The sequence below is a fragment of the Rhodopseudomonas sp. NSM genome (assembly GCF_052445935.1).
Lineage (GTDB): Bacteria > Pseudomonadota > Alphaproteobacteria > Rhizobiales > Xanthobacteraceae > Rhodopseudomonas.
Genome location: NZ_JBQTCH010000002.1, coordinates 439,191 through 452,981, shown reverse-complemented (window position 1 = coordinate 452,981; position 13,791 = coordinate 439,191). Strand labels below are relative to the sequence as shown.

The following is a 13,791-nucleotide window of genomic DNA, read 5'->3' as shown; positions in this document are numbered from 1 at the left end:
GTATTACGTAGGTGAGACTCACCGATGGGGGCCGTCGTTACCCCTGAAAGGATCCGCCCATGGTGTCACGAAGTGGCAGCGGCTCACGTGATCGCGATGGCGGCCCGGCCGAAGCGGCCGGCTACCTCGTCGAGGCGATCTCCGAGCTGATCACGATCGCCGGTGTCCATCGACTGGATATGCTGTGTTATCTGCTCGACATGGCGCGGCTGGAGGCCACCGAGATCGTCCGCCATCGCACCGGTCGCCGTTCGGAGAGCAAGTAAAGAGGCTCGCGCCGAGTGTCAGATGAACGAGCTAACCTCGCGGGCTGCTTTGACTTTCAAAGGCCAAGTCGGACGCTTGTGAGCGCGCTCCCGCAAGCTCGGCGGAACCAAAGTCGGCGTTCACGTCTTATTAACCGAACTGGTTCACGATTCGAATAAGCAGGAGGCGGGCCGGATGTACGTCCGCCTCCAAGATGGCTCGAAGTGTCACCACTTCGGGCCGTTGCTTTTTTGGGGGGGCGTGCCGCGATGCTTGCGCCGTCAGGCCGCTCGCAGGCCGGCCGCGGCGGACAGCGCCGAAGCGAGCGCCTTCTCGCGATGCTCCGGACCGAGCTGGATGCCGTCCGCCGAGATGATTTCGGGATCGGCGATGCCGATGAAGCCGAACACGAAGCGCAGATAGCTTTCCAGATGCTCGCCGACCGCCATCGGCGTATCGGCGCCATAGAAGCCGCCCCGCGACACCGCGATGATCACCCGCTTGCCGGCGGCCAGCCCGTCGACGCCGGTGGGACCGTATTTGAAGGTCTTGCCGGCGACGAGGATGCGGTCGATCCAGGCCTTGAGCTGGCTCGGGATGGTAAAATTGTACATCGGCGCGCCGATTACCGCGATGTCGGCGGCGAGGAATTCGTCCAGCACCGCCTGACCCGCGGCAAGGTCGGATTGCAGCGACGGCTCGGGGGCGGCGCCCTGCGCGGCGGCGAGATGCGGACCCGAAAGGTGCCGCAGCGGCTCGGCGGTGAGGTCGCGATAGGTGACGGTCAGTCCCGAGTGGGCCTGGCGAAGCCGGTCGACGATCGCGGCGGAGACCTGGCGGCTGACCGAGTGGGGGCCGAGCACGCTGGAGTCGATATGGAGCAGTTTCATTGGCGTCTTCCTTGGTATAGATTTGTAACTGACGCACTATGAGTGACTGCGAAAACCGCACAAGAAGGCACTATTTTGAAACCCGAGCACAGCGATCTGCCTGCGCACAGCGATGTTCCCGGGCACACTGATGTGCCTCTCGGGCCGGGCGCCCACGCGCACAGCGATTGCCAGGGCGTGAATTCAGTGCTGTCGCGGGTCGGCGACAAATGGACCGTGCTGGTGATCATGCTGCTGCGCGATGGGCCGCGGCGCTTCAACGAGCTGAAGCGGATGATCGGCGGGATCTCGCAGCGGATGCTGACGCTGACGCTGCGCGGGCTCGAGCGCGACGGGCTGGTGACGCGCACCGTGTTTCCGACGGTGCCGCCGCGCGTCGACTACGAACTGACGCCGCTCGGGCACGGCCTGAGCCAGCCGGTGCAGGCGCTGGGCTGCTGGGCGATGCAGCATCTGCCGGAAATCGAGACCGCGCGACGCGCCTTCGATAGTCGCGGCTCGTCGAACTGACGCTTCAACTCAGCGACACCAGCCCGCCGCCATGGCGCTCCAGCCGGCCGGCGATCTCCAGCTCCAGCAGCACCGTGCGCACAACCGCCGGAGCGATGCCGGAGAGGCGGATCAGATCGTCGATGCCGACCGGGCTCGGCCCGAGCAGGTTGATGATGCGGGCGCGGTCGCCTTCGTCGGGCTCGCTCGCCGGCAAGGCGTGATCGGGCTCGCGGCCCGGCAGCTCGATCGGCCGCTCGAGGATCGGCGCCACCGCCTGGATGATGTCGGCGGCGCAGGTGATCAGCGCCGCACCCTGCTTGATCAGGTCGTTGGTGCCGGCGGCGCGCGGATCGAGCGGCGAGCCGGGTACCGCGAACACCTCGCGCCCCTGATCGGCGGCGCGCCGCGCGGTGATCAGCGAGCCGGAGCGGTACGCCGCCTCGATCACCGCGACGCCGACCGACGCGCCGGAGATCAGCCGGTTGCGGCGGGGAAAATCCTTGCCGCGCGGGACATGGCCGAGCGGCATCTCCGAGATCGCCGCGCCGCGGGCTTCGACGATGTCGAGCAGCAGCTCCTCGTGCTCGGCCGGATAGATCCTGTCGTGGCCGCCGGCGAGCACCGCGACGGTGCCGCTGCCGAGACTGGCGCGATGCGCCGCCTGGTCGATGCCGCGCGCCAGCCCTGAGATCACCACGAAGCCGCTGGCGCCGAGGTCGCCGGCGAGAAGCTGAGCGAATTTCAGCCCGGCGCCGGAAGCGTTGCGCGAGCCGACGATCGCGATCATCGGCCGTGCCATCAAGGCCAGCGCGTCGGGCAATGCGTGGACGCCAAGCAGCGGCGGCGCGTCGTCGATCAGCGCGAGGCGAGGGGGATAGCCGGGCTCGCCCGGCGCGACCAGTTCGACGCCGAGCCGACGCCCGCCCTCGATCTCGCGCCGCGCCTCGTCCTCGCCCGGGATGCGTCCGGCGCGCGCCGCGCCGCCGCGCCGGGCCAGATCCGGCAGCCGCTCCAGCGCCGCGCGGGCCGAACCGAAATGATTGATCAGCGAGCGAAAGGTGCGCGGCCCGACATTGTCGGCCCGGATCAGCCGCAGCCAGTCGATCCGCTGCGCCTCGGTGAGGACGGTCGTGCCGGAAGTCCCAATGCTGTCGCCCACGCCCGCCTCCGCAAGGCGAGTGTTGCGCAACTTATTGGTGTAGGCAAGTTCGACGAAGGCGGTGCGTGAGGCCGGCGTTTCCGGCTTCGCGGCGGTGGCCGCTTACTTCTTCTCGCCGATCCTGCTCTCGGTGCCGGCCTGCAGTCGCTTGATGTTTTCGCGGTGCATCCAGAACAGCAGCAGCGTCAGCACGGCGAACAGCGAGGCGAGGGCCGGGTGGCCGAACCACCACAGGAAGATCGGGGTGATGAAGGCGGCGACCAAAGCGGACAGCGACGAGTAGCGCGCGGTGAAGGCAGTGGCGAGCCAGAGCAGGCAGAACACGATCGCCGCCGGCCAGAACAGGCCGATCAGCACGCCGATGTAGACGGCGACGCCCTTGCCGCCCTTGAACTTCAGCCAGACCGGAAACAGGTGGCCGAGAAACGCGCCGAGCGCCGCCAGCATCGCCGCTTCGGCGCCGCCGAAACTCGACGCGATGATCACCGCGGCGGTGCCCTTCAGCGCGTCGAGCAGCAGCGTGGCGGCGGCGAGGCCCTTGCGGCCGGTGCGTAACACGTTGGTGGCGCCGATATTGCCGGAGCCGATCGAGCGCAGATCCTGCGTGCCGGCGAACCTGGTCAGGATCAGCCCGAACGGGATCGAGCCGAACAGATAGCCGAGCAGCAGCGCTGCGATGTAGATCCCGATCATCACAATTCTCCAAACAACTCTAGCGCGTCGGCAATAAAGTCAGACTTTCCCCGTCATTGCGAGGAGCGAAGCGACGAGGCAATCCAGCGTAGTGCACGGCGCTTCTGGATTGCTTCGCTTCGCTCGCAATGACGAGAACGGAAGCCCTTATCGTCCGGACACTGACGCAGTCCTTCAAATCCACTTACACGTGCTCGTACACCGTGCGGCCGCCGACGATGGTGCGGACCACCCGTCCGGAGAACCGCGCCTCGTCGAACGGGGTGTTCTTGCACTTCGATTTCAGTTCGTTCGGATCGACGATCCACGGCGTGTCGAGGTCGATCACGATCAGGTCGGCCGGGCTGCCGGCGCGCAGCGTGCCGCCGGGCAGGCCGAGCAGTTCGGCCGGGCGGGTCGACATGGCGCGGATCAGGCTCACCAGATCGAGTTCGCCACTATGCACCAGCCGCAGGCCGGCCGGCAGCATCGTCTCCAGCCCGATCGCGCCGGCGGCGGCCTCGGCGAAGGGCAGCCGCTTGACCTCGACGTCCTGCGGATTGTGATCCGACATGATGACGTCGATCAGACCGGAGGAGACGGCGGCGATCAGCGCCTTGCGGTCGTCCTCGGTGCGCAGCGGCGGCGACAGCTTGAGGAAGGTGCGGTACGGGCCGATGTCGTTCTCGTTGAGGGTGACGTGATTGATCGACACCGACGCCGAGACGTTGATCCCGGAATCGCGCGCGCGCTGCAGGATCTCCAGCGACTCGATGCAGGTCAGCGAGGCGGCGTGGTAGCGGCCGCCGGTCAGCGCGGCGAGGCGGACGTCGCGCTCCAGCACCACGGCCTCGGCGGCGTTCGGCACGCCGGACAGCCCGAGCCGGGTGGCGAATTCGCTCTCGTTCATCACGCCTTCGGCGACCAGATCGGGGTCTTCGGTGTGGTGCACGATCAGCGCGTCGAAATCGCGGGCGTAGGTCAGCGCGCTGCGCATCACCCGCGCGTTCATCACGCTACGGTCGCCGTCGCTGAACGCCACGGCGCCGGCGGCCTTCAGGAGGCCGATCTCGGTCATCTCGGTGCCGTTCAGCCCCTTGGTCAGCGCCGCCATCGGATGGATGTTGACGATCGCGGTGTCGCGCGCGCGGCGCATTACGAAGTCGACCGTCGCCGAATTGTCGATCACCGGCGAGGTGTTCGGCTGGCAGATGATGGTGGTGATGCCGCCGGCGGCGGCGGCCTGGCTGGCCGAGGCGAAGGTCTCGCGGTGGCTGGCGCCGGGCTCGCCGACGAAGGCGCGCATGTCGACCAAGCCGGGGGCGACCACCATGCCGGCGCAATTGATGATGTCGGTGCCTTCCGGCACACCGGCCGCGCCGATGCCGCGGCGGGCGTCGCGGATCACGCCGTCGGCGATCAGCACGTCGCCGAGGCCGTCGAAGTCGCGCGCCGGATCGATCAGGCGGGCATTAGCGAGCAGGATCGGGCGGCGGTCGATCAGCATCTCAGTTCCGTTCCAGCTTCACGCGTTGGGCAGGTTGCGGGCGAGCGCTTCGAGCACCGCCATCCGCACCGCCACGCCCATTTCGACCTGTTCGCGGATCACCGATTGCGCGCCGTCGGCGACGATCGAGTCGATCTCGACGCCGCGATTCATCGGCCCCGGATGCATCACCAGCGCGTCGGGCTTGGCGTAGGCCAGCTTCTTCTGGTCTAGCCCGAAATAGTTGAAATACTCGCCGCTCGACGGCACGAAGGAGCCGTTCATCCGCTCGCGCTGCAGCCGCAGCATCATGACGATATCCGCGCCGTCGAGCCCCTCGCGCATGTCGCGCGCGACCTCGACGCCCATCCGCTCGATGCCGCGGGGCAACAGCGTGGAGGGCGCGACCACGCGGACGCGCGCGCCCATGGTGTTGAGCAGCAGGATGTTGGAGCGCGCCACCCGCGAATGCATGACGTCGCCGCAGATCGCGATCACCAGACCTTCGAGCCGGCCCTTGTTGCGGCGGATGGTCAGCGCATCCAGCAGGGCCTGGGTCGGATGCTCGTGCGCGCCGTCGCCGGCATTGATCACCGAGCCGTCGACTTTTCGCGCAAGAAGCTCGACCGCGCCGGAGGCGTGGTGGCGGACCACGAGGATGTCCGGGTGCATCGCGTTCAGCGTCACCGCGGTGTCCATCAGCGTCTCGCCCTTGCGCATCGAGGACGACGACACGCTCATGTTCATGACGTCGGCGCCGAGCCGCTTGCCGGCGATCTCGAACGACGACTGCGTCCGCGTCGAGGCCTCGAAGAACAGATTGACCTGGGTGCGGCCGCGCAACGAGGCGCGTTTCTTGTCGACCTGCCGGTTGAGCTCGACATATTCCTCGGAGAGGTCGAGCAGGCCGGTGATGTCGGCGGCGGAAAGCCCTTCGATCCCCAGCAGATGCCGGTGAGCGAGGACAAAGGTCGATTTCAATGCGGGGGTCATTAAAGCAAGAGCTATAGGGAGAGTTGCCGGAGCGGGCAAGCGCGATCAGCACCGCCGCGCAGAATATCCCCGGCGCTGTGGAACATGCGTCCGGCGTGTCGCGACCGGCTTGCGACGTTGGTCGGATGCGGCGGTTCTGGTAAAGCGGTGCGGACTGTTTCGCGCGACGCTCAGGAGCCCCCATGCCGACGCTTGCGACCGCTTTGCTCGACGCTCTCGAGGATCATGGCGCCAGGGAAATCTTCGGCATCCCGGGCGATTTCGTGCTGCCGTTCTTCAAGGTGATCGAGGAGAGCGGGAGCCTGCCTTATTTCACCCTGAGCCACGAGCCGGCGGTCGGCTTCGCGGCGGATGCGGCGTCGCGTTACCATGGCGGCATCGGCGTCGCGGTGGTGACCTACGGCGCCGGCGCATTCAATCTCGTCAATTCGATCGCCGGCGCCTATGCGGAGCGTTCGCCGGTGGTGGTGATCGCAGGCGCGCCGGGTGCGCGCGAACGCACCAGCGGCTATCTGCTGCATCACCAGGTCCGCACCGTCGACACCCAGCTAGCGGTGTTCAGGGAAGTCACCTGCGCGCAGGCGGTGCTGGACGATCCGGCGACTGCGCCGGCCGAGATCGCCCGGGTGCTGCGCAGCGCGCTGGAACTGTCGCTGCCGGTCTATATCGAGTTTCCGCGCGACATGGTCGACGCCAATGTCGAGCCGGTCGAGAAGCTGCCGCAGCGCGCGGCCGATCCCGGCGCGCTCGCCGAATGCGCCGAGGAAATTCTCGGCCGGGTCGCCAAGGCGAAATCGCCGGTGGTGGTGGTCGACGTCGAGATCCGCCGCTACGGTGTCGAGAAAGAGGTCGCGGCGCTCGCCCGCAAGCTCGGCCTGCCGGTGGTCACCACCTTCATGGGGCGAGGATTGCTCGAAGGCGAGGACGACGTCGTGGCCGGCACCTATATGGGCGCCGCCGGCGATCCGGGGCTGTCCGCGCTGGTCGAAGAGTCAGACCTGGTGCTGATGTTCGGGGTGATCCTGTCCGATACCAATTTCGCGCTGTCGACCAACATGACCGATCCGCGCCGCACGGTTCTCGCGACCGGGCGCGAAGTGCAGATCGGGCACCACGTCTATCGCGATCTGCCGCTGGCGGATCTGATCGCCGGGCTCGACGCCCATGCCACGCAGCATCCGCCGCGGCCGCGCAACGCCGGGCAGGGCATGGTCTATCCGCGCAAGCTCGTCGCGGATTCAGGCGCAGTCGCGCCATCCGACATCGCGACCGCGATCAACGACCTGTTCGACAAATACGGCAAGATGCCGATGACCGCCGATATCGGCGACTGCCTGTTCACCGCGATGGAGATCGACAACACCGCGCTGGCGGCGCCGGGTTACTACGCCGGCATGGGCTTCGGCGTGCCGGCCGGCGTCGGCGTCGCGGCCACCGGGTTGCGGCCGCTGATCCTGGTCGGCGACGGCGCGTTCCAGATGACGGGCTGGGAGCTCGGCAACTGCAAGCGCTACGGGCTCGACCCGATCGTGGTGCTGTTCAACAATTGCAGCTGGGAGATGCTGCGGGTGTTCCAGCCGGAATCGAAGTTCAACGATCTCGACGACTGGCACTTCGCCGATATCGCGCCGTCGATCGGCGGCCACGGCGTGCGCGTCAGAACACGCGCCGAACTCGCCGCCGCGCTCGATGCCGCGTTCAACCGGCGCGGGCAGTTTTCGCTGATCGAAGTGACGCTGCCGCGCGGCGCCACCTCGCACACGCTGGCGCGGTTCGTCAAAGGCTTCAAGGCCGCGCGCGAGCGGATGAAATGAGCGCATGAGCTTGATGCGCCGCCTCTCGCTGGCTTTCTTCAGCATCGTACTGACGACGCCGGTGGCTGCGCAGGCTCTGCCTGACGACTTCGTTTATCTGCGCGATCTCGATCCCAGCATTCGGCAGGATATCCGCTATGCGGGCGTCAACAATTTCGTCGGCCGCAGGCTGCCCGGCTATGAGGCGAACGAGTGCATCGTCAGGCGTTCTGTCGGGCTCGCCTTGCAGAAGGTGCAGCGCGAACTCGCCCAACAGCAAGTCTCGCTGAAGATGCTGGATTGCTACCGGCCGGCGCGGGCGTCGCGCGAGATGGTGACGTGGGCGCAGGACGGCCACGAGACCGCGGCGCAGCGGCGCTACAATCCGGGCTTCAGCAAGAGCGAGCTGTTCCGGCTCGGCTACATCGCGGAATATTCCGGTCACTCGACCGGCGCCGCGGTCGACGTCACGCTGGTCGATCTCACCGCGCCGAAGGGACCGGCGTTCGATCCGGACCGCGCCTATGCCGATTGTATCGCGCCGGAAGCGCGACGCGCGCCGGAGGACAGCGTCGACATGGGCACCGGCTACGATTGCTCCGACGCAAGGGCGCATACCGCGGCCAAATCGATCAGTCCGGCGCAGCGCCGCTGGCGCAGGCTGCTGGTGAGCGCGATGGCACGGCAGGGCTTCGTCAATTTCAGCAAGGAGTGGTGGCACTTCTCGCTGCCGGGCATCGGTCGCCGGGCCTACGATTTTCCGATCGTACGCCGGCTGCGGTAATCGCGGGCGGCGAGGGGGCGGTCGTAGTCGGACGAGGTGGCACGATCCGCGAACCGGCGTGATCTTGCGCGCGTTTGTGCGTAACATGCCGCCGAATCTCTTCTCAGCCTGGAACAATCATGACCGACAGCGCTTTCGCGACCCACGACGTCTTCAATCAGTCGCCGCCGTTCGAGGACGTCGATCTGTTCGGCGCCGACCGGCCGCTGGTCGAGGCGGTGGCGCTGAATCAGGGCAGCCACGCCCATGTCGAGCTCGAGGCGTTCGGCCGGGTCTGGGGCTCTGCGCATATGGCCGAGCGCGGCCGGCTCGCCAACGAGCACACGCCGAAGCTCAAGACCTTCGACGCCAAGGGGCTGCGTCGCGATCAGGTCGAGTTTCATCCCGCCTATCACGAACTGATGTCCGAGAGCTTCCACGCCGGCATCCACAATTCGACCTGGGACGGGCACGGCCATTCGGCCGGCGGCTCGGCCGAAGTGGTGCGGGCCGCGAAGTTCTACATGGCGGCGCAGGTGGAGACCGGGCATCTGTGCCCGGTGACGATGACGCGCGCGTCGGTCGCAGCACTCGGCGCGCAGCCGGATCTGCTGGCGCAGGTGATGCCGGTGCTCGGCACCAGGCGCTACGATTCCGCATTCGCGCCGTGGAGCGAAAAGCGCGGCATGAGCATCGGCATGGGCATGACCGAGAAGCAGGGCGGCACCGACGTGCGCAGCAACGCGACGCGCGCGATCCGCGACGGCGACGGCTATCGCATCATCGGCCATAAATGGTTCATGTCGGCGCCGATGTGCGATGCTTTTCTCGTGCTGGCGCAAGCGGAGGAAGGACTGAGCTGTTTCTTCATGCCGCGCTTCAGGCCGGACGGCTCGGTCAACGACATCCAGTTCCAGCGGCTGAAGGACAAGCTCGGCAATCGCTCCAACGCGTCGTCCGAAGTCGAATTCACCGGCGCCTATGCGGTGCCGGTCGGCGAGCCGGGGCGGGGCATCCGCACCATCATCCAGATGGTGCAACTGACGCGGCAGGATTGCGCGGTCGCGTCCGCAGGCCTGATGCGGTCCGGGCTCGCGCACGCGCTGCATCACGCCCGGCATCGCAGCGTGTTCCAGAAGCATCTGGTCGATCATTCGCTGATGCAGTCGGTGCTCGCCGACATGGCGCTACAGGTCGAAGCCTCGGTGGCGCTGGTGATGCGACTGTGCCGGGCGTTCGATCAGGCGCCGTTCGATCATCTCGAGGCCGCCTATATGCGGCTGATGACCCCCGTCGTGAAATACTGGGTGTGCAAATCGGCGCCGCCGTTCGTCTACGAGGCGATGGAGTGCATGGGCGGCAACGGCTATGTCGAGGACGGCATTCTGGCGCGCCACTATCGGGAAGCCCCCGTCAATGCGATCTGGGAAGGCTCCGGCAACGTGATGTGCCTCGACGTGCTGCGCGCGATGTCGCGCGAGAGCGACGCCGGCACCGAGGTGCTGCAGAGCCTGATTCAGGATACCGCGGCGCTGACCGGGGCCCCTGCCGCGGCCGGCCTGGTGGCGCGGGCGTTCCTGCAGGCCGACAACGAACGCACCGCGCGGCTCGCGGTCGAGACGCTGGCGAAACTCGCCGCCGCCGCCGCGCTCAACGAAGTGCATCCGCCGCATGCCGAGCTGTTCGCGCGAACGCGGTTGACGCCGGAGCCGGCGACGATGTACGGCGCGGCGGCCCTCTCGGCGGATCAGGCCCGCAGCCTGCTGGCGCGGGCGCTGCCGGAGATGTGAGGGCAGCGTCATTGCGAGCGAAGCGAAGCAATCCAGCGCCGGTGCGCAACGTTGCTAGATTGCTTCGTCGCTTCGCTCCTCGCAATGACGTTTGTTGATAGGACGAGGGCGCCTTAGAGCACTTCATCGATTGTTTGAAGCGTTGCCGTCTCCTCAAGTGCTGAATCGTCATCCTGAGGTGCGCGCGTAGCGCGCCTCGAAGGATGCGGCCAAGGCGGTTGCGGCTCATCCTTCGAGGCCCGCAGCGCCGCGCATAGCGCGGCCCTGCGGGCACCTCAGGATGACGGCGGTGTTTTTGTCAAATGCGGAACTGCTCTAGCCGACCGTCACGCCCTCGGCGAAGTACCACCGGCCGCGCACCTTGCGGAATTGCGAGCGCTCGTGGTGGGTCTGGTCGGTGCCGCCGCGGCTGAAGCGGGCGACGAACTCGACCGTGCCGCTTCGGCCTTTCTCGCTGCTCGCGAGTATCAGCAGGTCGACGAAGGTCGACTGCTCCATCCAGGCGCGATTGGCGTCGTGGTCGAACAGGTCGCGCATGTCGGGATCGGTGGTCTCGACGATGTAGTCGAAATCCTTCAGCGCGTATGCCGCGTAGCGCGAGCGCATCAGCGCTTCCGGCGTCGCGGCGGGACGCGCGCGGGCGAGCAGCGGCCCGCAGCACTCGTCGTAGGGCTTGCCCGATCCGCAGACGCAGTTCATCGCACCAGGTCCGTCATTCGTTCACGTCGCAATGAAGTTCGATCAGCCGGCGCGGTTCAGCGCCGTCAGCCGGTCGAGCGCACCCTGCAGAATGTAGATCGCGGCGTGTTCGTCAATGATCCTGGCCCGCTTGGCGCGGCTGACGTCGTTGGCGATCAGCTCGCGCTCGACCGCGGCGGTCGACAGCCGCTCGTCCCACAGCCCGATCGGCAGCTCGGTGAGCCTGGCGAAATTGCGCGCGAAGGCGCGGGTGGATTGCACGCGCGGACCTTCGCTGCCGTCCATGTTCAGCGGCAGTCCGAGCACGAAGCCGCAGGCGTTACGTTCGGCAGCCAGCGCCAGCAGGCGCTTTGCGTCGGCGGTGAACGCGGTACGCGCCACGGTCTCGATCCCGGTGGCGAGCCTGCGGTCGGGATCGGACACGGCGACGCCGATCGTCTTGGTCCCGAGGTCGAGGCCGAGCAGGGAGCCGCGCGCGGGCCACAGCGCGCAGGCGTCGATCAGCGGAAGGATGGGAGCAGGCATGGCGTCGCATAGCAGCCGATGGCCGCGGGCGCAAAGCCGATCCCGCGCACATCCCCGACGGTCGGTTCTGGTCGTCAGGAGCGCCGCGCCGAGGGCAGCTGTTTGATCTTGGCTGCGAGAGTGGTGCTTAAATACCTAATACCCTGAAGGTTTTCGACTTCCCGCCCTGATTTGAGCAATATCATCTGTCATTCAAATATCAGTTGATATCTGAAACAAGCTCGATCGCGTCCCCGGATGCGATCGACGGAAGGGACGACCATGACCGAACCAGTCCGCACACCGATCAACCCGACTTCCGGCAAGCCCCCGATCGAGGCCGATGCGGGCGCAGGGTTCTGGCGCAAAGGGCCGAGCGACACACTGCCGCCGCCCGACATGATGGGCCCCTACATGCGTAACCGCCCGGTTCCGGCCGAACAGGTTGAAGGGCGCAAGGCATGGATCATCGGCAGCGGCATCGCCGGGCTGGCGGCCGCGTTCTACATGATCCGGGACGGCGGGATGAAAGGCGAGGACATCACCATCCTCGATACGATGCAGATCGCCGGCGGCTCGCTCGACGGCGCCGGCAATGCCGACGAGGGCTACATCATCCGCGGCGGCCGCGAGATGAACTTCAACTACGACAATTTCTGGGACCTGTTTCAGGACGTGCCGGCGCTGGAATTGCCCGAGGGCTATTCCGTCCTCGACGAATATCGGCTGGTCAACGACAACGATCCGAACTGGTCGAAGGCGCGGCTGATGCACAGGCAGGGCGAGATCCGCGATTTCTCGACGCTGGGCCTGAGCAAGCTGCACCAATGGGAGATCCTCAAGCTGCTGCTCAAGCGCAAGGAGGACCTCGACGACATCACCATCGAGCAATATTTCAGCGCGAGCTTCCTCGAGACCAACTTCTGGTATCTGTGGCGCTCGATGTTCGCCTTCGAGAACTGGCAGAGCCTGCTGGAAATGAAGCTCTACATGCATCGTTTCCTCGATGCGATCGATGGGCTGACCGACATGTCGGCTCTGGTGTTTCCGAAATACAATCAGTACGACAGCTTCGTCGTGCCGCTGACCCGTATGCTCGCGGACAAGGGCGTCAAGGTTCAGTTCGGCACAAGGGCCTATGATCTCGACATGGTCGAACAGGCCGGCCGCCGCACCGTGACCGCGATCCGCTGCAAGAAGGACGGCAAGGACGACAGCATCGCCGTCGGACCGCACGACGTGGTGTTCGCGCTGACGGGATCGATGACCGAGGGCACGGCTTACGGCGACATGGACACCGCCCCCGTGCTGGCGCGCGGCAATGCCGAGCCGGGCGACGACAGCGACTGGATGCTGTGGAAGAACCTGGCGAAGAAGTCGCCCGTGTTCGGAAAGCCGGAAAAATTCTACGGCAATGTCGCGGGCTCGATGTGGGAATCGGCAACGCTGACCTGCAAACCCTCACCCCTCATCGACAAGCTGAAGCAATTGTCGGTCAACGATCCGTATTCCGGCAAGACCGTCACCGGCGGAATCATCACCTTCACCGATTCCAACTGGGTGCTGAGCTTCACCTGCAACCGCCAGCCGCATTTTCCGACCCAGCCCGACGATGTGCTGGTGCTGTGGGTCTATGCGCTGCTGATGGACAAGGACGGCAATCACGTCAAGAAGCCGATGCCCGCCTGCACCGGCCGGGAAATCCTGGCGGAGCTGTGCTATCATCTGGGGATTGTCGATCAGATCGACGCGGTCGTCGCCAGCACCAAGGTTCGCCTTGCGCTGATGCCTTACATCACCGCGCAGTTCATGCCGCGGGCGGCGGGCGACCGCCCGCGCGTTGTTCCCGAGGGCTGTACCAACCTGGCGCTGATGGGCCAATTCGTCGAGACCAGCAACGACATCATCTTCACCATGGAAGCCTCGGTGCGCACGGCGCGGATCGGCGTCTATACGCTGCTGGACCTGCCCAAGCAGGTCGCCGACATCAGCCCGACGCAATACGACATCCGCAACCTGCTGAAGGGCGCGCGCGCGATGAACAACAACGAGCCGTTCCCCGGCGAGCGGCTATTGCATCGGTTGCTCGACAACACCTACTACGCCCATATCCTGCCGCCGCTGCCGGAGCACGACGACACGCTGCGCGAGCGCGCCGAGGCCGAACTGTCCACGCTGCTGGGCAAGGGAAGCCAGGCGCTCGGCGCGGTCGTCGGCTGGCTCGACCGGATGCGGGACGGACTGAAAGACACATCGAAATAACGACGAGCGGAGGGAAGCGGGAACGCTTCCTTCCGCGCGCGT

At 66.4% G+C, this 13,791-nt stretch carries 13 protein-coding genes; 6 read left to right on the top strand and 7 right to left on the bottom strand.

Annotated features, from left to right (window positions below; genetic code table 11):
- Positions 1–59: 59 nt before the first annotated feature.
- Positions 60–266, top strand: a complete 207-nt coding sequence (locus tag ACTZWT_RS06405) for a hypothetical protein (RefSeq protein ID WP_444768855.1) — start codon at positions 60–62, stop codon at positions 264–266.
- Positions 267–527: 261 nt separating this feature from the next.
- On the opposite strand, the gene ACTZWT_RS06400 is transcribed toward ACTZWT_RS06405, so the two are convergent.
- Entirely contained in the window at positions 528–1,136 is a 609-nt protein-coding gene (locus ACTZWT_RS06400) for an FMN-dependent NADH-azoreductase (RefSeq protein WP_444768854.1), read from the bottom strand.
- A gap of 72 nt (positions 1,137–1,208) precedes the next feature.
- On the opposite strand from ACTZWT_RS06400, the gene ACTZWT_RS06395 reads away from it, so the two are divergent.
- Entirely contained in the window at positions 1,209–1,646 is a 438-nt protein-coding gene (locus ACTZWT_RS06395) for a winged helix-turn-helix transcriptional regulator (protein WP_444769217.1), read from the top strand.
- A 4-nt stretch (positions 1,647–1,650) separates the two neighbouring features.
- On the opposite strand, the gene dprA is transcribed toward ACTZWT_RS06395, so the two are convergent.
- From dprA to ACTZWT_RS06375, 4 genes are all read right to left on the bottom strand, one after another.
- Positions 1,651–2,787 (bottom strand): DNA-processing protein DprA, encoded by a 1,137-nt coding sequence (gene dprA / locus ACTZWT_RS06390; protein WP_444768853.1) that lies wholly within the window; start codon positions 2,785–2,787, stop codon positions 1,651–1,653.
- Positions 2,788–2,889: 102 nt separating this feature from the next.
- A complete protein-coding gene (plsY, locus tag ACTZWT_RS06385) occupies positions 2,890–3,483 on the bottom strand; it encodes a glycerol-3-phosphate 1-O-acyltransferase PlsY (RefSeq protein ID WP_444768852.1) in 594 nt (197 codons plus the stop codon).
- Positions 3,484–3,664: 181 nt separating this feature from the next.
- Positions 3,665–4,966, bottom strand: coding sequence for a dihydroorotase (locus ACTZWT_RS06380; RefSeq protein ID WP_444768851.1), 1,302 nt, complete (start codon positions 4,964–4,966; stop codon positions 3,665–3,667).
- Positions 4,967–4,984: 18 nt separating this feature from the next.
- The gene (locus ACTZWT_RS06375) at positions 4,985–5,938 is read right to left on the bottom strand and encodes an aspartate carbamoyltransferase catalytic subunit (RefSeq protein ID WP_322517397.1); all 954 of its coding nucleotides are present in this window, start codon (positions 5,936–5,938) and stop codon (positions 4,985–4,987) included.
- A 182-nt stretch (positions 5,939–6,120) separates the two neighbouring features.
- On the opposite strand from ACTZWT_RS06375, the gene ipdC reads away from it, so the two are divergent.
- The 3 genes from ipdC to ACTZWT_RS06360 all read left to right on the top strand — a co-directional run bounded on the left by ipdC (position 6,121) and on the right by ACTZWT_RS06360 (position 10,284).
- A complete protein-coding gene (ipdC, locus tag ACTZWT_RS06370; RefSeq protein ID WP_444768850.1) occupies positions 6,121–7,752 on the top strand; it encodes an indolepyruvate/phenylpyruvate decarboxylase in 1,632 nt (543 codons plus the stop codon).
- Positions 7,753–7,765: 13 nt separating this feature from the next.
- Positions 7,766–8,515 (top strand): M15 family metallopeptidase, encoded by a 750-nt coding sequence (locus ACTZWT_RS06365; protein WP_444769216.1) that lies wholly within the window; start codon positions 7,766–7,768, stop codon positions 8,513–8,515.
- A 119-nt stretch (positions 8,516–8,634) separates the two neighbouring features.
- Positions 8,635–10,284, top strand: coding sequence for an acyl-CoA dehydrogenase family protein (locus tag ACTZWT_RS06360; protein ID WP_444768849.1), 1,650 nt, complete (start codon positions 8,635–8,637; stop codon positions 10,282–10,284).
- A gap of 315 nt (positions 10,285–10,599) precedes the next feature.
- Here ACTZWT_RS06360 and ACTZWT_RS06355 read toward each other — a convergent pair whose 3' ends face one another.
- Positions 10,600–10,983 carry a YchJ family protein gene (locus ACTZWT_RS06355; protein ID WP_444768848.1) on the bottom strand — a complete coding sequence of 128 codons (384 nt, stop codon included), beginning with the start codon at positions 10,981–10,983 and terminating at the stop codon, positions 10,600–10,602.
- Between the two features lie 42 nt (positions 10,984–11,025).
- The gene (gene ruvX, locus ACTZWT_RS06350; protein ID WP_444768847.1) at positions 11,026–11,508 is read right to left on the bottom strand and encodes a Holliday junction resolvase RuvX; all 483 of its coding nucleotides are present in this window, start codon (positions 11,506–11,508) and stop codon (positions 11,026–11,028) included.
- 261 nt (positions 11,509–11,769) lie between these two features.
- Between ruvX and ACTZWT_RS06345 the strand changes: the two genes are divergently transcribed.
- Positions 11,770–13,749, top strand: coding sequence for an oleate hydratase (locus tag ACTZWT_RS06345; protein ID WP_444768846.1), 1,980 nt, complete (start codon positions 11,770–11,772; stop codon positions 13,747–13,749).
- Positions 13,750–13,791: the final 42 nt, after the last annotated feature.

Excerpts from the sequence above, each read along its gene's own strand:
- ACTZWT_RS06365 (WP_444769216.1), top strand. The coding sequence starts at position 7,766 with ATGCGCCGCCTCTCGCTGGCTTTCTTCAGCATCGTACTGACGACGCCG.
- ACTZWT_RS06380 (WP_444768851.1), bottom strand. The coding sequence starts at position 4,966 with ATGCTGATCGACCGCCGCCCGATCCTGCTCGCTAATGCCCGCCTGATC.
- ACTZWT_RS06400 (WP_444768854.1), bottom strand. The coding sequence starts at position 1,136 with ATGAAACTGCTCCATATCGACTCCAGCGTGCTCGGCCCCCACTCGGTC.
- ACTZWT_RS06405 (WP_444768855.1), top strand. The coding sequence starts at position 60 with ATGGTGTCACGAAGTGGCAGCGGCTCACGTGATCGCGATGGCGGCCCG.
- ruvX (WP_444768847.1), bottom strand. The coding sequence starts at position 11,508 with ATGCCTGCTCCCATCCTTCCGCTGATCGACGCCTGCGCGCTGTGGCCC.
- ipdC (WP_444768850.1), top strand. The coding sequence starts at position 6,121 with ATGCCGACGCTTGCGACCGCTTTGCTCGACGCTCTCGAGGATCATGGC.
- ACTZWT_RS06375 (WP_322517397.1), bottom strand. The coding sequence starts at position 5,938 with ATGACCCCCGCATTGAAATCGACCTTTGTCCTCGCTCACCGGCATCTG.
- ACTZWT_RS06345 (WP_444768846.1), top strand. The coding sequence starts at position 11,770 with ATGACCGAACCAGTCCGCACACCGATCAACCCGACTTCCGGCAAGCCC.
- ACTZWT_RS06355 (WP_444768848.1), bottom strand. The coding sequence starts at position 10,983 with ATGAACTGCGTCTGCGGATCGGGCAAGCCCTACGACGAGTGCTGCGGG.
- ACTZWT_RS06360 (WP_444768849.1), top strand. The coding sequence starts at position 8,635 with ATGACCGACAGCGCTTTCGCGACCCACGACGTCTTCAATCAGTCGCCG.